This is a genomic window from Campylobacter sp. RM5063, from assembly GCF_024723655.1.
GTDB classification, from domain to species: Bacteria; Campylobacterota; Campylobacteria; order Campylobacterales; family Campylobacteraceae; genus Campylobacter_D; species Campylobacter_D lari_D.
Genome location: NZ_JANQDA010000004.1, coordinates 76,835 through 96,525, shown reverse-complemented (window position 1 = coordinate 96,525; position 19,691 = coordinate 76,835). Strand labels below are relative to the sequence as shown.

General features: G+C 28.9%; 27 protein-coding genes. 1 reads left to right on the top strand and 26 read right to left on the bottom strand.

Features of this window, described 5'->3' with window-relative positions; all coding sequences use genetic code 11:
- From CAMP5063_RS02645 to CAMP5063_RS02560, 18 genes are all read right to left on the bottom strand, one after another.
- The coding region (locus tag CAMP5063_RS02645) for a Spx/MgsR family RNA polymerase-binding regulatory protein (protein ID WP_337194763.1) at nt 1-323 on the bottom strand (323 nt) is incomplete at its 3' end.
- Nucleotides 317-1,657, bottom strand: a complete 1,341-nt coding sequence (locus CAMP5063_RS02640; RefSeq protein WP_337194762.1) for a class II 3-deoxy-7-phosphoheptulonate synthase — start codon at nt 1,655-1,657, stop codon at nt 317-319. The genes CAMP5063_RS02640 and CAMP5063_RS02645, both read right to left, overlap by 7 nt.
- A 53-nt stretch (nt 1,658-1,710) precedes the next feature.
- Nucleotides 1,711-2,064 carry a cupin domain-containing protein gene (locus tag CAMP5063_RS02635; protein ID WP_263737216.1) on the bottom strand — a complete coding sequence of 118 codons (354 nt, stop codon included), beginning with the start codon at nt 2,062-2,064 and terminating at the stop codon, nt 1,711-1,713.
- 1 nt (nt 2,065) lies between these two features.
- Nucleotides 2,066-2,422 (bottom strand): 50S ribosomal protein L19, encoded by a 357-nt coding sequence (rplS, locus tag CAMP5063_RS02630; RefSeq protein ID WP_012661698.1) that lies wholly within the window; start codon nt 2,420-2,422, stop codon nt 2,066-2,068.
- Between the two features lie 11 nt (nt 2,423-2,433).
- Entirely contained in the window at nt 2,434-3,138 is a 705-nt protein-coding gene (trmD, locus tag CAMP5063_RS02625) for a tRNA (guanosine(37)-N1)-methyltransferase TrmD (protein ID WP_133318752.1), read from the bottom strand.
- Nucleotides 3,135-3,659, bottom strand: a complete 525-nt coding sequence (gene rimM, locus CAMP5063_RS02620) for a ribosome maturation factor RimM (protein ID WP_133318751.1) — start codon at nt 3,657-3,659, stop codon at nt 3,135-3,137. Before rimM ends, trmD begins: the two co-directional genes overlap by 4 nt.
- Nucleotides 3,649-3,894, bottom strand: a complete 246-nt coding sequence (locus CAMP5063_RS02615) for a KH domain-containing protein (protein ID WP_043019956.1) — start codon at nt 3,892-3,894, stop codon at nt 3,649-3,651. The genes rimM and CAMP5063_RS02615 overlap by 11 nt, the downstream gene beginning before the upstream one ends.
- Before the next feature lie 2 nt (nt 3,895-3,896).
- Nucleotides 3,897-4,124 (bottom strand): 30S ribosomal protein S16, encoded by a 228-nt coding sequence (rpsP, locus tag CAMP5063_RS02610; protein ID WP_012661702.1) that lies wholly within the window; start codon nt 4,122-4,124, stop codon nt 3,897-3,899.
- 71 nt (nt 4,125-4,195) lie between these two features.
- Nucleotides 4,196-5,533 (bottom strand): signal recognition particle protein, encoded by a 1,338-nt coding sequence (ffh, locus tag CAMP5063_RS02605; RefSeq protein ID WP_263672751.1) that lies wholly within the window; start codon nt 5,531-5,533, stop codon nt 4,196-4,198.
- A 64-nt stretch (nt 5,534-5,597) separates the two neighbouring features.
- On the bottom strand, nt 5,598-6,350 hold the full coding sequence (locus CAMP5063_RS02600; protein ID WP_337194761.1) for a pseudouridine synthase family protein: 753 nt from the start codon (nt 6,348-6,350) through the stop codon (nt 5,598-5,600).
- A complete protein-coding gene (gene waaA, locus CAMP5063_RS02595) occupies nt 6,331-7,515 on the bottom strand; it encodes a lipid IV(A) 3-deoxy-D-manno-octulosonic acid transferase (RefSeq protein ID WP_337194760.1) in 1,185 nt (394 codons plus the stop codon). Before waaA ends, CAMP5063_RS02600 begins: the two co-directional genes overlap by 20 nt.
- Complete coding sequence (locus CAMP5063_RS02590) at nt 7,512-8,231, bottom strand: zinc ribbon domain-containing protein (RefSeq protein WP_133318747.1); 720 nt, start codon at nt 8,229-8,231, stop codon at nt 7,512-7,514. The genes waaA and CAMP5063_RS02590 overlap by 4 nt, the downstream gene beginning before the upstream one ends.
- 11 nt (nt 8,232-8,242) lie before the next feature.
- Nucleotides 8,243-8,968, bottom strand: a complete 726-nt coding sequence (locus tag CAMP5063_RS02585) for a Nif3-like dinuclear metal center hexameric protein (RefSeq protein ID WP_133318746.1) — start codon at nt 8,966-8,968, stop codon at nt 8,243-8,245.
- Nucleotides 8,958-9,818 (bottom strand): glycine--tRNA ligase subunit alpha, encoded by an 861-nt coding sequence (glyQ, locus tag CAMP5063_RS02580; RefSeq protein WP_133318745.1) that lies wholly within the window; start codon nt 9,816-9,818, stop codon nt 8,958-8,960. Before glyQ ends, CAMP5063_RS02585 begins: the two co-directional genes overlap by 11 nt.
- Nucleotides 9,815-10,321, bottom strand: a complete 507-nt coding sequence (locus tag CAMP5063_RS02575) for a DUF3972 domain-containing protein (RefSeq protein WP_220566839.1) — start codon at nt 10,319-10,321, stop codon at nt 9,815-9,817. Before CAMP5063_RS02575 ends, glyQ begins: the two co-directional genes overlap by 4 nt.
- Before the next feature lie 9 nt (nt 10,322-10,330).
- On the bottom strand, nt 10,331-10,825 hold the full coding sequence (gene purE / locus CAMP5063_RS02570; protein WP_337194759.1) for a 5-(carboxyamino)imidazole ribonucleotide mutase: 495 nt from the start codon (nt 10,823-10,825) through the stop codon (nt 10,331-10,333).
- Nucleotides 10,822-12,078: a peptidase U32 family protein gene (locus CAMP5063_RS02565; RefSeq protein ID WP_337194758.1), complete on the bottom strand. Its 1,257-nt coding sequence runs from the start codon at nt 12,076-12,078 to the stop codon at nt 10,822-10,824. Before CAMP5063_RS02565 ends, purE begins: the two co-directional genes overlap by 4 nt.
- Entirely contained in the window at nt 12,075-12,782 is a 708-nt protein-coding gene (locus CAMP5063_RS02560) for a protein phosphatase CheZ (protein WP_263659057.1), read from the bottom strand. The genes CAMP5063_RS02565 and CAMP5063_RS02560 overlap by 4 nt, the downstream gene beginning before the upstream one ends.
- A 214-nt stretch (nt 12,783-12,996) precedes the next feature.
- Between CAMP5063_RS02560 and glnA the strand changes: the two genes are divergently transcribed.
- A complete protein-coding gene (glnA, locus tag CAMP5063_RS02555; RefSeq protein ID WP_263660992.1) occupies nt 12,997-14,427 on the top strand; it encodes a type I glutamate--ammonia ligase in 1,431 nt (476 codons plus the stop codon).
- Between the two features lie 24 nt (nt 14,428-14,451).
- Here glnA and purU read toward each other — a convergent pair whose 3' ends face one another.
- From purU to CAMP5063_RS02515, 8 genes are all read right to left on the bottom strand, one after another.
- Nucleotides 14,452-15,279 (bottom strand): formyltetrahydrofolate deformylase, encoded by an 828-nt coding sequence (purU, locus tag CAMP5063_RS02550; RefSeq protein WP_133318739.1) that lies wholly within the window; start codon nt 15,277-15,279, stop codon nt 14,452-14,454.
- A 2-nt stretch (nt 15,280-15,281) separates the two neighbouring features.
- A complete protein-coding gene (locus tag CAMP5063_RS02545) occupies nt 15,282-16,385 on the bottom strand; it encodes a CCA tRNA nucleotidyltransferase (RefSeq protein ID WP_263660993.1) in 1,104 nt (367 codons plus the stop codon).
- Nucleotides 16,354-16,791: an effector protein CiaD gene (gene ciaD / locus CAMP5063_RS02540; protein WP_263660994.1), complete on the bottom strand. Its 438-nt coding sequence runs from the start codon at nt 16,789-16,791 to the stop codon at nt 16,354-16,356. Before ciaD ends, CAMP5063_RS02545 begins: the two co-directional genes overlap by 32 nt.
- Nucleotides 16,788-17,036, bottom strand: a complete 249-nt coding sequence (locus CAMP5063_RS02535) for a hypothetical protein (RefSeq protein ID WP_087691144.1) — start codon at nt 17,034-17,036, stop codon at nt 16,788-16,790. Before CAMP5063_RS02535 ends, ciaD begins: the two co-directional genes overlap by 4 nt.
- A 61-nt stretch (nt 17,037-17,097) precedes the next feature.
- Entirely contained in the window at nt 17,098-18,270 is a 1,173-nt protein-coding gene (locus tag CAMP5063_RS02530) for an MFS transporter (RefSeq protein ID WP_263661822.1), read from the bottom strand.
- A gap of 2 nt (nt 18,271-18,272) precedes the next feature.
- Complete coding sequence (locus CAMP5063_RS02525) at nt 18,273-18,440, bottom strand: hypothetical protein (protein WP_087699327.1); 168 nt, start codon at nt 18,438-18,440, stop codon at nt 18,273-18,275.
- A 2-nt stretch (nt 18,441-18,442) separates the two neighbouring features.
- Nucleotides 18,443-18,778: a chaperone NapD gene (locus tag CAMP5063_RS02520; RefSeq protein ID WP_133318735.1), complete on the bottom strand. Its 336-nt coding sequence runs from the start codon at nt 18,776-18,778 to the stop codon at nt 18,443-18,445.
- Complete coding sequence (locus CAMP5063_RS02515; RefSeq protein WP_263659052.1) at nt 18,765-19,691, bottom strand: WD40 repeat domain-containing protein; 927 nt, start codon at nt 19,689-19,691, stop codon at nt 18,765-18,767. The genes CAMP5063_RS02520 and CAMP5063_RS02515 overlap by 14 nt, the downstream gene beginning before the upstream one ends.

Genomic DNA, 19,691 nt, shown 5'->3' with positions numbered 1-19,691 from the left:
CTCTCATACTCTTTAGCTATAAAAACTTCATCATCTTTTATAATTAATGGGCGTTTTATAAGCGTTGGATTTTGCAAAATCATCACTTTAATTTCATCTTGGTTTAAATTTTGAAGTTTTTCTTTATTTAACCCTAATTTTCTAGCACTCATACCCGCTGTATTTACAAGCTCTAAAACACTCCTTTTGCTAAGCCAAAAATTTAAAGTTTCTTCATCTAGCTTTTTAATATCTAAAAATTCAAATTCAATTTGCTTAGAATTTAAATAATCCATGGCCTTTTTAACACTATTACAATTTTTAATACCATAAAATTTTAACATTTTCTTGCCTTTTTAACTAAGTCTGCTATGATAAATGCTAATTCTAAAGCTTGGTCAGCATTTAATCTTGGATCACATTGTGTTTCATAGCGTTTGGAAAGTTCTTCTTGAGTGATATTTAAAGAGCCTCCTACACATTCTGTTACATTTTGCCCTGTCATTTCCAAATGTACCCCACCAGGATACACTCCTTCACTCATAGCTATCTCAAAAAACGCACGCACTTCTTGAATAATTTTATCAAATTCTCTTGTTTTAAAATTACCTGATTTAACCGTATTTGCATGCATAGGATCTATGCTATAAAGTATATTAAACCCTTCTTGTTTTAACTCTTTAAATAATTTTGGCAAGGCATTTTCTATCTTATCACATCCCATACGGATGATGAAATTTAATCTTCCTGCTTCATTATGCGGATTTAAAATACTTGCTAGCTTTTTTATTTCATCTAAATCATAATTAGCACTAAGCTTAACACCGAGTGGATTTTTTACTCCACTTAAAAAATGCACATGTGCTTCATCTGCTTTTCTAGTACGCTCACCTATCCAAAGCATATGTGCTGAACAATCATAAATTTCCCCGCTTAAACTATCTACTCTAGTTAAAGCTTCTTCATAAGGCAAAAGCAAGGCTTCATGGGAAGTATAAAAGGCTGTTTGGGAAAGATTTGGGGTATCAGTGATACCACAAGCTTGCATAAAAGCTAAAGCTTGAGTGATTTTTTCACTAAGTTCATTATATTTTTTCCCAAGCTCTGCTTTTTTCAAAAAACCCAAATTCCACTTATGCACTACTCTTAAATCTGCTAAACCACCTCTTGAAAAAGCTCTTAATAAATTTAAAGTTGTAGCACTTTGATAATACGCTTCTAGCATTCTTTTAGGATCGGCTATTCTTGATTTTTCATTAAATTCAAAACCATTAATAATATCCCCACGATAACTTGGAAGTGTTACTCCATCTACTTCTTCAAAATCATTACTTCTTGGCTTTGCAAATTGTCCTGCAACACGCCCTACTTTAACAATAGGACAAGATCCTGCAAAAGTAAGTACTATAGCCATTTGAAGCATAACTTTAAACATATCTCTTATATTATCAGCACCAAAATTTACAAAACTCTCTGCACAATCTCCTCCTTGGAGTAAAAATGCTTGAGAATTTACAACCTTAGCAAGGGATTTTTTTAACTTATCTACCTCACCTGCAAAAACAAGTGGTGGTAATTTTTCTAATTTTTTAACAACATCTTGTAATTCATTTTCATCAGGATATTGCGGCTGTTGCTGAATTTTATAATTTTTCCAAGAATCTTTAGTCCATTTCATAGCTTAACTTCCTAATTTTAAGTAAGCTAAAATTATACAAAATGAGACTTAAATTAAGATTTCAAAACACTCTCAACGCGTTCAAGGCTATCTTGTTTATATAGAGTTAAACGCACTATAGAATCTTCTAGTGCTAAAAGATTATGAATTTCATTAGCTTTTAAACTAATGCTATCTAAAGATTTAAGTAGAATTTGCTGATTTAAAACTCCAAAATCAATAGTGCCTTTTAATACTTGTATAGTAATATCAAAAGGTGCTTTATGATCTTTCATAAAGCTATCCTTTGACATATTTATGCATATTTCCTTAGCATAAGCATTTTCTATTTTTTTAGATATATTTATGCCATTTTCAATTTCTTGTTCCCAAGAAATTACTTCATGCATTTGAGTTCTAAATTTCATTTTATTTTTTAAGTTCTTTAATACGAGCAGCCTTACCTCTTCTATCTCTTAAATAGAATAATCTAGCACGGCGTACACGACCTCTTCTTAATACTGTAATACTTTCTAAACTTTCACTATAAATAGGGAAAATTCTTTCAACACCTACATTATTAGCGCCTATTTTACGCACAATGAAAGTTTCATCTACACCATTTCCTCTACGCGCTATACAAATACCTTCAAAATTTTGAATTCTTGTTTTATCGCCTTCTTTAATGCGAATAGCAAGTCTTAAAGTATCTCCAGCACGAAATTCTGGAACATTTTTACCTTCAATTTGTTTTTGCTCAAATTGCTCAATGTATTTATTTTTCATAACGATATTCCTTAAAATTTGCGTTCATGCTTTTGATACAAATCAGGACGAAAATATTTCGTTTTGCAAGACGCCAAAGTAGTTTTTAAAGCTGTAATTTTAGCGTGATTTCCCTTTAAAAACTCTGAAGGAACATAAAATTTTTTATTTTCCTTTTCAAAAACAAATGGCTTAGAAAATGATGGTGCTTCTAATAAATCATTTTCAAAACTTTCTTCACTTAAACTTTCACTATTTCCAAGAACATCTTGAATATTTCTACTAATAGCATCACACATCACCAAAGATGCTAACTCTCCACCTGTAAGTATAAAATCTCCTATAGAAAACACTTCATTAGCAAATTCTTCCACAATACGCTCATCTAAACCCTCATATCTACTACATACAAAACAAATATGCTCTTTGACGCTTAATCTTTTAGCATCTATTTGCTTAAAAGTTTTAGCACATGGTAAAAGAAAAATAAAATGCGTATTTTTATCTTGGCTTTTAATATGCGTTAAACAATCATATAAAGGCTGAGCTTGTAATAAAAGTCCCGCACCACCGCCTATTTTATAATCATCTACTTTTAGATGTTTATTTGTAGTAAAATTTCTAGGATTAACAAAATCAAATTCTAAAATTCCTTTTTCTTTTGCCCTTGCCAAAATAGAAGTTTTAAAATAAGGCTCAATAAGCTCTGGGAATAAACTTACAAAAGTATATTTCATGAATTTTCTAAAATATCTAAAGCAGATTGTGTGAATATTTTTTTATTTTCTATATCAACTTTTTGAATATATTTATCAACATAAGGAATATAAAAGTTTTTAACCTTTGTCTGTAGTTTTTCATCGCATTTTATACAGAATAAAAATCCAGCTCCATTTTCTAAAATATCTTCAACTATACCTAATTTTTGTTCATTTTCAAAAATTTCACAGCCTATAATATCAAAATAAAAATACTCATCTTTTTTTAACTTACAAGTTTCTTTTGTAGTTTTTATGCTTTGAAATAGTGTAATATTAGTTAGTTTTTTTGCAGATTCTAAATTCTCAAAATCTTCAAATAAAACCAAAGATCTTGTTTTATCGAAAGCTTTTATGGTGTAAATTTTTTGATTACCATCAAAAAATTTAGCACCTGCTTTAAACTGCTCATAAAAATCACTTAAATTATGTAATTTTACATAACCTTTCAAACCAACACTTTTCCCAAGTTTAGCAACTTGGACCAAATCATTCTTCAATAGCTTTTACCGTTATACGATATGAAGTTGCATCTTTAACTTTATAAGCCATAATAACTGTTTTTATTGCGTTGATTAATTTCCCATTTTTTCCGATCAACTTACCAGTGTCAGTTGGATCAACATAAATGATAATTTCAGCAAAATTGTTTTCTAAATTTTGTTTTTGTATATCAACTTTTTCAGGAAAATCAACAATTAATTTTGCGTATTCTCTTAAAAAATTTTCAACCATTTTTACTTGCTTGTAATAGCTGCTACTCTATCGCTTAATTTAGCACCTACGCTCTTCCAATAAGCTAAACGCTCAGCATCAAATTTTACTACTTCAGGTTCAACCATAGGATTATAATATCCAATGCTTTCTATCCAACTACCATCGCGTCTTTTTCTACTATCAGTTACAACTATACGATAAAATGGTCTTTTTTTGCGTCCCATTTTTGTAAGTCTGATTACTGTCATTTTAATACTCCTAAAAAAATTAAAATTTTGTTATAGATATTTTAACTCATATATCCATAAAAAAGCTTTAATTATTGCGGTCTTTTAGCTTGCTGCAACATATTCATAAAATTTTCCATTCCTTTTTTGTTTGAAAATTTCTTTGCCAACTTAGCCGCATTACTAAATTGTTTTAAAAAGCGATTTACTTCCATTTGAGATAAACCAGCACCCTCTGCAATACGACGCTTTCTTGCGTTGTTTAACAAATCAGGATTTTCTCTTTCTTTTGGCGTCATTGATGAAATCATTGCTTTAATATGAATAATTTCTTTAGAATTATCCAAATCAATATCTTTAATATTTGCTGCCATAGATGATAAACCAGGTATCATACCAATGATTGATTTCATACTACCAAGTTTTTTAACACTTTCCATTTGATTTAAAAAGTCATTGAAATTAAATTCACCTTTTTTGATTTTTTTATTAAGTTTTTTTGCTTCTTTTTCATCTATAATAGCGGCAGTTTTTTCAGCCAAAGTTGCCAAATCACCTTCACCCATGATACGATTAACAATCCTATCAGGGATAAATACTTCTAAATCAGCTACTTTCTCACCAACACCAATAAATCTTAAAGGCACACCAATTTGTTTAGCTATACCTAGCGCAACACCACCTTTAGTATCTGCATCAAATTTACTTAAAATAACCCCAGTGATTTCTAAAGCTTCATTAAAGCTACTTGCTGTTTTAACTCCATCTTGACCACTCATAGCATCAGCTACATAAAATACTTCATCAGGATTTAAAATAGCTTTTACTTCTTTAAGCTCATTCATCAAAGCTATATCAATTGCCAGACGGCCGGCAGTATCTACAAGCAAAACATCATACATAGAATTTTTTGCTTTTTCTAAAGCTTGTTTAGCTACATTTAAAGGATTGTTTTCATTTTCTATGAAAAATAAATCAAGCTCATTAGCTTGAGTGAGTTGTCTTAATTGCTCTACCGCAGCTAATCTTTGCAAATCACATGCAGCAATTAATACTTTTTTATTTCTTAGTTTTAAGTAATTAGCAATTTTTACCGTAGTAGTAGTTTTACCACCACCTTGCAAACCGCACATCAAAACAACCGTAGGTGGCTTACTAGCAAATACAAAACCTTGATTTTTACCTTTAACACTAAGAATTTCTTCTAAATTTTTCTTAATTGAGTCTAAAAATTGCTTTTGGCCTATGCCATTAGTTTTTACATCATTTTCTACTAAAGTGAGTAATTCTTTCGTAACTTTATGATGTACATCTGCTTTTAAAAGGGCTTTTTTTAAAGTGTCAAGAGCATTTTTTAAAGCTTTTTCATCATCAACAAAACGAAGTTTATTAACCGCGGATTTAAATGACTCACTAACTATTTCAAACACTTTATTTTCCCTTTATTAAAATTTTAAAAAGCTAAATTATAAACCCTTTTAGCTTTAAACGCCTTTAAAAATTTAAATTTTTTATTTCAAAACCATAAGCATTAAAACTCTCATCAAGTAAAGCTTTAAATTGATAATCAAAAATATGCGTTTCATAAGAATGCAAATACATTCTAGGAGAGCTATTTTTTGCATATTTTTCATCGCCAATAATACCATGTTTTATATGATTTAAATGCACTCTGATTTGATGTGTTCTACCTGTTTTAATGACCGCTTTTATTAAAGTTTTTTTTGCATTTACCATTAAAGGTATAACCTGAGTATGAGCTTCTAAGCCAAATTTATCGATTTTACTAAAAGCTCCGGATTTATTTTTTATAGTAGTTATTTTTTCACAAATTTCAAGTTCTTCAGCAATCACTCCATCGACAATAGCTAAATAGCTTTTATAAACATTTTGTTTTTTATACTCTTGAATGCATTTTAGTCTAAATTCCTCATCTTTGCTTAAAAGCAAAACTCCACTTGTTTCTTTATCAAGCCTGTTAATTAATTTAGCATTATAAACACCTTCTAAATTCTCGCTAATTTCCCCATAAGGCTTATTTAAAGCTATGATTTTATCATCTTCAAAAAGTATTTTTGCTTTTTTTATTTTTTGCACGACAAATCTTGTTTTTGAGCTCATCAAAGCTCTAGCTATAACAACCTTTTTTCCCATAGCAAAAACACAACCTTTATCAATCAAATCTTTTGCTGCATTATTAGAAATTTTTTCTTGCATTGCAAGCAATTTATAAGCTTTTTCTTGCATCTAAACCTTCTTTTATACTTAATATAATTTCATTTAAATCATTTTGCTCTTTGACTCGTGCTTGTGATAATTTTTGCTTTAAAAAATCATTTATATCTTTTACACTCTCACAAATATACAAATCATCAACTTCTTGATATAAACTTTCTTGATTAAAATAATATTTCCCCGAGATAATAACATTATTCCATCTAGCCGCTTCTATAGGATTATGCCCACCTATATTTTTTACAAAAGAGCCACACAAAAAAACTACATCACTAATCTTATAAAAACTTTCTAGCTCACCCAAAGTATCTAGTAATAAACACTTGGTCTTAAAAAAATTTGCAAAATCATTTTCGCTTAAAGTAAAGTCTGAAAATTTTTGCATATTATAATGATTTTTTTGACAAAAATCTTTTAAAATCCCCTCAACCTCGCCAAAACGCTCCGGATGTCTTGGAGCGATAATTAATCTATCATTTTCTTCTAGTTTAATCTCATTAAGCAATAATAGTTCTTCATTTTCATGCGTACTAGCAAATATAATAACCCTAGCCTTAGGTTTTGAATAATTTTTCACTTGTTCTTGTTTTATATATGCTTTGATATTTTTATATGCTACAACATTTTTAGCACCCAAACACTCTAACCTTTCTTTGTCTTTTTGACTTTGCGCAAACACAACATCAATATATTTAAAAATCAAACGATAAAAAAAGCTAAAACGCTTGTAGTTTTTTAAAGATCTATCACTAATCCTAGCATTTAATAAAATAACTTTTGCATTATAAAATTTAGCCATCAATACAAGCATAAGCCAAAGCTCTGCTTCAAAAATAATCAAAACTTTGCAAGGTTTCATCCAAAATGGTATAAAAATTTCAAATGGTAAAAAATTTACTTTTTTAGAATGTCTTAAAGCTTCATTAAATCCGGTTTGCGTGATAGTTGAAATTTTACAAGTTGGAAAAAGTTTTATTAAGGGAACAATGCTTTTAATCTCCCCAAAGGAGCAAGCATGAAAATATATATCTCCTTGTTCTTGTTTTAAGTTTTTGTAAAGAAAAAATCTAGATTTTAGAGATACTTTATATTTTTCTTTACAAAAACTTAAAATCAACAAAAAAGGAACTGCGATTACATATATAATCACAGCAAAAATGTAATAAAAAAAAATCAATTTTGATTTTCTTCTTTTTCTTTATATAAAATTCTTCCACAATGCGGACAAGTTACGATTTCATCACCTTTTAAAACTGCTAAATAAGTTTTATCATAAATTCTCATAAAACAGCCATAACAAGCATGTTTTTTCACAGGAACTACAGCACTATTTCCCGCCCATTTTCTAATTTTCTCATAAAAAGTTAAAACTTTTTGATTTATTTCGCCAACCAGCTTTACTTTTTTATCATAAATCTCTAATCTTTCTTTTTCAATATCAACTAATACAACTTTTGTTTGAGCATCTATTTGATCCACTTCATTTTCAAGTTCAGTTCTCTTAGTTTGCAATTCTTGTATAAATTTTTCTTTGTTTTCTAAAATTTTATCTAATCTTTCTATCTCTTCATTTGCTGCATCAAGTTGCTCTTTAGCTATATCTTCTTCGATTTTTAAAGCATTTGCTTCTTTTTCAGTTTTCACTGCAGCACTTTTTTTGGCTATTTCTTTAATTTTCACACCAAATTCTGCAATATGGTTATTGTTTTGTATTTTTTGATTTTCTATATCTTTAATATCTTTTTCAAAACCTGCAATTTCTTCTTCAGTTTTATCAAGCAAATTACGCTTTTCTTTTAAATCCTTTGTAGCATCTTCTACTTTATTTGCAAAACCATCTAACTCTTTATCAATTTGCGATAAAGCTATAAGTTGTTCTAAATATTTATTCATTGATTTTTTCCTTAAAAATATTGAAATGGATTTTTTGAAACTGATATTATAACTTCTAAATGAAATTTTTGCAAATCTTTTGCTAAAATTTCACCAAAGTATGACTCACTTTCATAGTGACCTATATCAATCAAATTGAGTTTATTATGATAACTTTCTAAGGCCTGATGATACTTAAAATCTCCACTTAAAAAACAATCTGCTTTTACACTAGAAATCAAATCTCCACCACTGCCTGTACATATTGCTAAAGTTTTTATTTTTTCTTGATGAGCATTAACAACCCTAATATGATTAAGCTTTAAACACTTTTTAACATGATCAACTAATGTATCTAATTGAAAATCTACATCACAATAGATCAAAAATTCATTTTGTTCTTTGATCTTAAAACCCAAAATTTCGCTAGTAAAATAAGTATTTAAATGACTTAAATCAAAATTTGTATGCATAGCAATCAAGGCTATATTTTTTTGTATCATTTTTGTAAGAAGATTTTGCGGATAAAGCACTCCACTTAAATTCTTCAAACCTTTAAAAATTAAAGGATGATGGACTATAAAAAGTGAATTTTCGCTTGCATTTTCAATTAAATGCATATCTACATCAAGCGCAAGATAAATCTTATTTACATCTTGATCGAAATTTCCAAGCAATAAACCACTATTGTCCCATGAACTTTGCGTATTAAATGGACTAATAGTATCTAAATAATCATAAATTTCTTTAATTTTCATCTAAACTTTCTTTATATACTAAAGCACAACTTTTAGATAATTCTCTAATTTTAAGCATAAAATCTTGTCTTTGAGTTACTGAAATAGCTCCTCTTGCATCAAGCAAGTTAAAAGTATGTGCTGCTAACATACAATAATCATATGCTGGTAAAGCAAGTTTTGCATCTAATGCATTTTTACACTCATTGTAAGCATTTTCAAATTGTATATTTAAAGTTTTTACATCACTTACTTCAAAATTATATTTACTAAATTCAAACTCACCTTGCTTATGAACATCTTTATAGGTAATTTTTTCGCCGTTAAATTCATTCCAAACTATGTCATATACATTATCTACATCTTGTAAATACATTGCAAGTCTTTCCAAGCCATAAGTAATTTCAGCACTAACTAAATCTACGCTTATACCACCAACTTGTTGAAAATAAGTAAATTGTGTAACTTCCATACCATCAAGCCAAACTTCCCAGCCCAAACCCCAAGCACCTAAACTTGGACTTTCCCAATTATCTTCAACAAAACGAATATCATGTGATTTCAAATCAAAGCCTAAATTTTCTAAACTTTTTAAATATAATTCTTGGATATTATCAGGACTTGGTTTAATTAAAACTTGAAATTGATAATAAGCACCCAACCTATTAGGATTTTCACCATATCTTCCATCAGTTGGTCTTCTACTTGGTGCTACATAAGCAGCCGCCCAAGGTTTTTTACCTAAACTTCTTAAAAAAGTTGCCGGGTGAAAAGTCCCTGCACCTGCTGGAAAATCATAAGGTTGCATAATAGCACAACCTTGCTTTTGCCAAAATTCTTGTAAATTTAAAATCATTTGAGAAAAAGTCATTTTTCTTCCTTTAATTCTTCAGACTTCTCAGGCGAATTTGCATATAATTCCACTGTTTTATTCCACATCATTTTATATTTTCTTTTTAGAAATTCAACTTCATTACGTGCATATTTAAGTTGCTCGTTAAGATTTTCTATAGTTTTTCTATCCTCATCATAAAGCTCTTGCATAGAATAAAGAGCATCTTTTAAAAATTTATTTTCACCCTTTAAAGCTTCTAAGGTTTCATCCTTAGCATCAAGAACTTTTTCATGTAAATTTAAAATAGTCCCTATAGTTTTTTCTACAAAACTTTCTCCTGCCAAGGTCATAGAATTTACCATAGCAGGTTGCTTTGAACTTGAAGGAACTACGCTAAAAGTACCTTGATTAGCTTCTATATAAATTTTACCTTCTTCTTCTTTGAAATTTAAAGCACCATTTGCCATCATTCCTTTTACAACATCTTCGGATAAATGAACTAACTGACAAAATTCTTTCAATTCCAAGTAAGTTTGCATATACGCTCCTTAAAGAAAAACTTCAATTGTATTAGAATCTTGGATTAATTTTTCTTGTTGTTTTTGTCTATCTTCTAATAATTTTTGTACTAAAGACTCATCTTCTATTGCTAAAATTTGCACTGCCAAATAAGCTGCATTAATAGCCCCTGCTTTACCTATAGCCACAGTTGCTACAGGAATTCCACTTGGCATTTGCACAGTAGAAAATAAAGAATCCATACTAGCTAAATTACTTCCTGGCATAGGTATACCTAAAACAGGTTTTGTTGTATGTGCTGCAACAGCTCCTGCTAAATGAGCTGCCATACCCGCTGCAGCAATAAATACTTTTGCACCTTTTTCTTCAGCATTTTTGATGTATTCTTGGGTTCTTTGAGGACTTCTATGAGCTGAAGTGATCAAGACTTCATATTTTACATCAAATTTTTCCAAAATTCCTAAAGCTTCTTTTACTATATCATAATCACTCTTACTTCCCATCAATATGGAAACAAATTTCATTCAACACTCCTTCTTAAAAAGCTAAATTCTGGAAGTTTAAATGGCAAAGTAATTTCATTTTCATTACCACTATGAATTTCACTAAATTCTTTATTGTTTTTTGCTAATAATTGTTTAAACACTATGAATTTTTTTCCTTCATTTTCATATACTAAACCTAGTTTATTTTCCCCTAATTCTATATTAGAATCAACCGGAGCTAGAATTTCATATTCTTTGTTTAATTCTATCTTACCCTTACATTTAAAAAATTCACCATCTTCGCTAATAGCATGCACTTGATGGGTTCCTTCTTCTATACTTGTATTATGATTTATTGAATCGGTTTTTTCATAAGCTCTTGAAACTAAATATCCATCTGTAAAACCTCTGTGTTTTAAAGTATGAATTTCTTTTTCATACTTAGCCGCATCAAAAGTATTTTGCAACACATCTTGCACTGCCATTTTATAAGTTCTTGTAGTCAAAGCTACATAATACTCACTTTTCGTTCTTCCTTCTATTTTAAAAGCATGAATGCAATCTTCTTGCATAATTTTTTGAATATACGAGCTTAAATTTAAATCTTTAGAATTAAACACATGCGTGCCATTCTCATCTTCTTCAAGTCTAAAAAGTGTATTAGTTTCTGGGTTCTTTGCATAAAGTTCATAGTTAAATCTACAATCATTTGCACATGATCCACGATTACTCATGCGTCCACTTTGCACTGAGCTTATCAAACATCTGCCAGAATACGCAAAACACATAGAACCATGGACAAAACTTTCAAGCTCTATGTCACAATTATTTTTCAAATCTTTTGCATCTTTTAAACCAAGTTCCCTTGCTATAACAACACGCTTAGCTCCCATATCTTTATAAACTTGAGCGTCTAAGTAATTTAAAATATTAGCTTGGGTTGATACATGAAGATTGATTTCAGGTGCAAGCTCTTTAACCAAACGCATAGCACCTACAGAAGCTACTATAAAAGCATCAGGTTTCATTTCTTTTAGTTTTAAAATATGCCTTTTCAAACCTTCAATTTGCGAACTAAAATGAAATCCATTAATCGTTACATAAATTTTTTTTCCTTTTGCATGCGTATAATCAATAGCTTCTTTAAAAGTTTCATAATTAAAATCTCTAGCAGTTCTTGCTCTTAATGAAAAATTACTCACTCCTGCATAAACAGCATCAGCTCCATAAGCTAAAGCTATTTTTAATTTTGTAAAATTACCTGCAGGAGCTACTATTTCAGGAATAATCATTTTTTTCCTAAACTTGCGATTAATGCCTCAATATCATCATTACTTACAACATCTGCAGTTGTATCTCCTTCGATATGCACAGCAGATCCCACGCGTTTTTCATCATCAATTTTACCTTCAAACAAACTACTCATATATCTACTTAAAGCTCTCATAACATTAATAACACGCTCAATTTTTTGACGATGAATATCTTGATATTGCATAGCATCCATTGCCATCATAACTTCATCTTGTCCAGTTTGCAAACAACCTGTAATCTCATCTATGATATTTTTAGCATTGTTATTTATTTCAATAGCTTCTTTAAAGCTTACCACATTAGGAAATTTTGCATTTAATTTTTCAAAAATTTCTATATTTTTATTTAAAGCATCACTGATTACACAAAGATCACTCTCAGAATTTGCAAAAAAGTCGTTAATAGCTTCTAATTTTTCCATCATCTCTGTGGCTTTTATTTCACTATCTCTTGTAACATCATCAAGTTGATGTACAACTTTATGTTCTTTACTAGGTGGTGGTGGTGGCCAAGCCATATCCGCTCTTGCTTTATAATCACCATTAATCATATCATTAACAATTTGCTTATTTTTTTCCTCATCTTCATAATCTGTATCTGGTTTTTCTTCTGTTTCTTCTACAGAATCAAGATCTAAGTCTTCAGTGCCATTCATTAAAGCATCTAATTCTTCTTGGGTCATTGTTACACCTTTTTTAATAAAAAAACTAATGCGAGATTATATTACAAAAAAATATAAATCAACATTAATTTTACCAACTTAATTATTTTTTTACACAAAATAATCTTTTTTTTAATTTGATTATAAAAAAATATTAATTTAAACTTAATTTAAAAAAAATATACTACAATCTATAAAATAAATTAAAAAACCCAAAAAATAAAAAGGAGAAAAAATGGGTAAATTTGTAAATAACATTGATGAGTTTTTTAGTTATTGTCAAGAACATGAAGTTTTATTTGTTGATTTTAGATTTACTGATATGATAGGCACTTGGCATCACATCACTTATAATATAAAAGCAATTGATGATAAAACCTTTGAAAACGGAATTCCTTTTGACGCAAGCTCTTTGCATGGTTGGCAGCCTATAGAAAAATCAGATATGATTTTAAAACCTGATGTGAAAAGTGCGTTTTTAGATCCTTTTACAGCTGATCCTACTATCATAGTAATTTGCGATGTATATGATATTTACAAAGATCAAATGTATGAAAAATGCCCAAGAAGTATTGCTAAAAAAGCAATGCAGCACTTAAGCACAAGCAATATCGCTGACACTGCTTATTTTGGTCCTGAAAATGAATTTTTTATTTTTGATAATGTAAAAATAGTTGATTCTTCTCACTGTGCAAAATATGAAGTAGATACTGAAGAAGGTGAATGGAATGATAATAAAGATTTTACAGATAGTTACAATAGTGGACATCGCCCAAGAAATAAAGGTGGATATTTTCCTGTAAGTCCTATTGATTCTAGTGTGGATATTAGAGCTGAAATGGTACAAGTTTTAGAAAGAGTTGGTTTAAAAACTTTCGTACATCATCATGAAGTAGCACAAGGACAAGCTGAGATTGGTGTAGAATTTGGGAATTTAGTTGAAGCTGCTGATAATGTACAAATTTATAAATATGTAGTTAAAATGGTAGCGCATTTAAATGGAAAAACAGCGACCTTTATGCCAAAACCACTCTATGGAGATAATGGAAGTGGTATGCATGTGCATATGAGCCTTTGGAAAGATGGAGTAAATTTATTTTATGATAAAGAAGGATATGGAAAATTAAGTGAATATGCGATTAATTACATCGGTGGAATTTTAGCTAATGCAAGAAGTGTTGCTGCATTTACCAATCCTAGTTCAAATTCTTATAAAAGAATAGTTCCAGGTTTTGAAGCACCTTGTATACTAACTTATTCTTGCCAAAATCGCTCTGCAAGTTGTCGCGTGCCTTATGGTATTAATGAAAAAAGCGCAAGAGTTGAAATAAGATTTCCTGATAGCACTTCCAATCCTTACCTAGCTTTTACAAGCTTGCTTATGGCAGGACTTGATGGTATTAAAAATAAAACCATACCGGTAGGCCCTATGGATGAAAATTTATTTGCACTAACCCTAGATGAGATTAGAGAAAAAGGTATAGAGCAATTACCTCACACTTTAAGAGGATCTTTGGAAGCACTCATTAGAAAAAATGCCTTCTTAAAGCCTGTTATGAGTGATGTATTTATTGATGATTATCAACATATGAAATTTGAAACCCAAGTATGGCCTGTAGAAGCTAGACCAACTGCATATGAGTTTAAAACTTGCTATTCATGCTAATCTTGATGCTTTTTAGCATCAAGATTAAAATACTATTGTTTTATTATCATATATAAAAATCCTATCATCAAACACTAAATCCAAGGCCTTAGAAAAAACATTTTTTTCTACATTGCGCCCTGCTTGTTGCATAGCTTGCCAAGAATATTCATGAGTAACTGGTATAACATCTTGGGTAATAATTGGCCCCTCATCTAAGTTATTATTTACAAAATGTGCTGTTGCGCCTATAATCTTTACCCCTCTTTCATAAGCTTGCTTATAAGGATTAGCTCCTATAAATGCAGGTAAAAAAGAATGGTGGATATTAATAATCTTTCCCTCAAAATTCTCTACAAAAGATGGAGATAATATTCTCATATATTTTGCTAAAACAATATAATCAAACTCATATTGTTTTAAACACTCTAGTAGTTTTTTTTCATGCTCTTGTCTGCTTAAATCCTGTGCTAAAATAGTATGAAAAGGTATGTTAAATTTATCCACTAAAGGTTTTAATACATCATAATTTGCAATAACTGCCTTAATATTTGCATTAAATTCTCCACTAAATTGACGGATAAGTAACTCACCTAAACAATGAGTTTCTTTAGTAGCTAAAACAATAATATCTTTTTTTCTCTTTGAAGTAATTTCAATTTGTGCATTATCAGGAAGCATAGCTTCAAGCGTTCCTTTAAAAGCTTTTATATCAAGCTCACCTTCTAAATGTGCCCTAAAGAAAAAACGATTTTCTCCAACAAATTCATCATTTTTTATAATATTGATTCTATATTTAAAAATAACATCTGAAATTCTATAAATCAATCCTTTTTCATCGCTGCATGAAATTTTTAAAATATACTCATTCATTTTTACTCCTTTATATAGTTTTTTAATTCTTGTAATTTTCTTTTTTCAAGTTCAATTCCAAGTTCTTTCCCGCTAAATCCTTCCTTTAGTAAGTCATTGGCGCTAATTTTACTTTCAAAAGCATGATGATATAAATTTATTTTTTTTGCTTGTGTTATACGCTCATTATTCCAAAGCCCAAGCCATTTGCAAAGTGGTATTTTTAAAGCAATTTTAGCTAAATTAAAATCATCAATTTTACCTAAAATAAATTCTTGTTCGCATTTTTTTAAAAGCTCTTTTTTTAATTTTGTTTTTTTGAAAAATTCCTCTTTATTTATATGAAAAAAATTCAAATACAAATACAAAAACAAAGCCTCATCACAAATTAAATTTTGGCTATACTCTAAAAGTCTCTCAAATTCTTTATTACAGCTTTGATAAAAAAAGATTTTTTCTTCTAAATTTAAAATTTTAAAATACTCATAAGCTTTATTTAGTCTTGAAGTTTTAAAAATTTTATAAAGTTCATTATTAATACGCTCTTTAGATAAATCGCTTATATCCATAGTTTGCATTAATTTTAAACTTTCTTTTGCAATTGTTAAATCAAACCTACATGCAAAAGAAATTCCACGAAGCACTCTTAAACTATCTTCAATAAAACTTTTATCATCAATATGTCTTATAATCTTTGCTTGCAAATCTTGCAAACCATTAAAAAAATCCAAAAATTCAAAATCAAAAATATTTACCATCAATGCATTAATGGTAAAATCTCTTCTTCTTGCTCCTTCTTGCTCATTATTACAAACTTTAACTTCAAAACCTCTATGGCCTGTAGAAATTTTATTTTCATAGCGTGCTAGAGCTAAATCAAATTTTTTATATTTATATACAAAAAAACTTTTTCCTACTCCATTTGCACCAAGTTTTTGCATAAGCTCATCAAAAAGCATAGGCTCAATATCATAAATTTCTATATCATAATCATCACTAGATAAATCTAAAAAAGAATTCCTTACACAACCACCTACTAAATAAACCCTTTGTGTGTAAGGCTTAAGTATATTTTTAATTCTTAAAAAATCTTGGTCATTTTTTAAGTCTATCTTCAATCTTTGCAAGTAAAAACTCTAAAAAAGTAATGGTCATATCTAGTCTTTTTTCCATATGCTCATCTTTGGTATTTTTTAATCCTTCAAATAAAACCAAAATACGCTCTCTAAGATTTTTCAAGAAAAATTCTTCATTATTTATAATGCTTTCTTCTTTTTCTTCTAAAGCTTCAACCTTAATAGCGACATTTTGTTTATCATCTTTTACTTTTACTTCTAAATCATCTAGTTCTTGGATTAGCTCTTGTGTAACCTTACTAATTTCTTCTTTGATTTTTTTCTCTTGAGTATTAACATTTTTTTCTTGAGTAATTTCTTCTACCATAGGGGCAAATTCATCGTTTTTATTTTTTTTATTATCTAACTCTGAATTAACTTCACTAATAGCCATTTTTGCTAAATCTTCTATATTCATAGTTTTATCAACCACCTTTTAAATTCATTAATTTCTTCTTCACTTTTCATATTGACAAAAAAATCAAGCATATCATAATTTAAATCTTCATGATTAGAACGCAAGCCACTCAAACGCCTTATAGCATCAATGGCATTTTTATTTTGTGGATCTTGTTTTAATATATTTTTATAAATCTCCAAAGCCTCATCTTTTAAGCCTTGTGCTTCATAAATAGAAGCCTCTGTTACTGTATATCGCATTATTAACTCACAAAAATAAAATCCTAAAATTCTAACAAAAAAGGCTTTAATTTATTTTTAATTTTCACTTAATCACAGGAGCCTTATATGCCAAAAATACAAAAATGTTAAGTATTATAGCTACTATAATAAGCATAATAAAGCCTGAAGTGAAATTTCTAAAATTATCATGAAGCATACCTATAATCCAAGGTGATTGAGCAGCTATTAAATACCCTATACCTTGTGACATAGCAGAAAGTTTAGCCGCTATGATAGAATTTGAGCTTTTGATAGCAATAAATAATAGCGAAATTGTAAAAACTCCACTAGAAGCAAAACCTAAAAAAATAGCCGCTAAAAACAAAATCGCTTTTACTTTAAAAAGAAAAATCATCATAAAACTTAAAAAATACAAAAACCCTAACATCACTATAGCAAAACTTTTAGCACGAGATCTAAGCTTTCCTAAAATGATAGGTAGTAAAAATGCCACAGGCATTCCTATGATTTGAGATAATAATAAAACATTAGAACCAAAGTCAATTCCAAAGCCCTTTTCACTAATCATCACACTAAGCCATGCAAAAAGACTATAAGATAAAAAACTTTGTAATCCCATTACAATAGTAACTTTCCAGGCTGTTAAGTTTAAAAAGATATTCACTTTATTAATATTTTTCTTTTTAGGGCGTAATAATCTTTTATTTTTCAAATGTGGAAAATAAAAAATCAAAGCAATTAAAGCCAATATAGCCCAAAAAAACATAGCTTGAGGTACATCAAAAAATTTAAGCAAAGGAAGCGATAAGGCCACGCCAGCAATTGAAGATAAGCCTATAATTGATCCATATAAACCCATTATCTTATAAGTATTTTTAGAAAATTTTTCTTTTACAAAAGAAGGTAATAAAACATTAGCTATTGCAATGCCTGCTCCTATCAAAAAAACCCCAGAAAATAAACCTATAGTTCCTCCATAACTTCTAATAACTTCTCCAAAGACAATCAAAATTAAGGCAAAAAACAAAGCTTTAATTTGTGAAAAATACGCTACAAAAAACGATATAAGACCAAAAGCTATTAAAGGTAAGGTTGTTAGCATACCTGCTAAAGTAGAATTAATATTGTAATATTCTTGAATATGTTCTATCATAGGACCTATGGAAGTTATAGGTGCTCTTAAATTTAAAGCAAGAGTAATCACAACTAAAATATTAATCCAAAAGAATTTTTTATATGAAATTTGTGTGTACATGATTATTTTTGATTTAATATATTTTCAAGATATCTTTGTTTATCAGAATCGGTGTTTTTTTGCACTACTTGTTTTTTTTCTTTTACAACTTCATTCTCTTTGGAAAAATAAAAGTGATCAATGATAAAAATAGAAGAAATAATCACAATTAAAGGAATTAAAAAAATCATAATCAATACTTTCTAAAAACATTACCATAGTATTCTAAATTATCTTTTTTTAAATTTTCATCAAAAGTATTTGCCTCAAAATTTGCTTTTAAAATTTTTTCTCTTTCTTCATCCAAATCCTGATACGAAAATACCATATTAATACTTATCACCCCATCAAGCTGTTCTAATTGTTTATATGCTTTTAACTCATCATCTAAATTTTCACTTTCTATTACCACTATAATTTTTTCTTCTTGAGCTAATTCCACACTACAACATGGTGTTTGTTGAATTTGTTCTTTAAGTTTTTCTAATTTTTCCTCTTTAGTTAAAATCAATACACTAGAAAGATTCATCTATACTCCAAAATATAATTTTATCTTCATAACCAGCACTAATAAATTCATGCTCGTTTAAAAATATAAGATATTCTAGCAAAAAATCTTTATTTTGGAATTTTTTTATTGTTTTTAAATTTTTAGTATCTATAAGCTCTATAATATTTTTTTCATTATCTCCAAAAACCGCTATAGAACCACTTTTATTTAGACTACAAGCATATATTAAAAAGTCTCTTTCTATGCTTTTTTCTTGATCATTTCGCACTATGCCTAATTTTCTATCAGTGCTACAACTTGTAATAATTGCATTTTTAAAATCAAGTTGATAAATATTATCTTTATGAAGATTTTTATAACTTTTTATTTTTTGCCACTTTTTCACATCAAAAAGTACTATTTCACCACTTTCAAAACCTGCTACTAATTGAGTTTTTGCCTCATTTAAAACCACATCACTTAAACTTGAGTTAGAGAAAGTAAAATTTTTTATAATATTTTTTGTTTTTAAATCAAAAAGCTCTATATTAGAACCTAGCAAGGCTAATAAAATAGTATCATCATCTAAAAACAAAGCTTTTTTTACTCCATCACTTAAAAGCTTATAGTTGTAAAGTTGTTTATTTTTATAAATACTAAGCCTTTTACTACCAAAATCACCTTCACTTAAAATCAAAATAGCCCCATTTAAGTAATCAATACTATAAATTCTAGGGCTAAGATTTTCTTCGTAAAAATTTTTAATCTTATCAAGTTGAGTGATTTTTTGCATTTTTTTGTCTTTAATAAAGTACTGATTTAATTCTCCATTATCAAGTCCTATAAGCAAACTACTATCAACAAGTTTTAAGGCATTTAAATTTGAATCAAGTTTAAGCTCATAACTAAATACATATACACTCATTAGTAAGATTAAAAATATTTTTTTCAT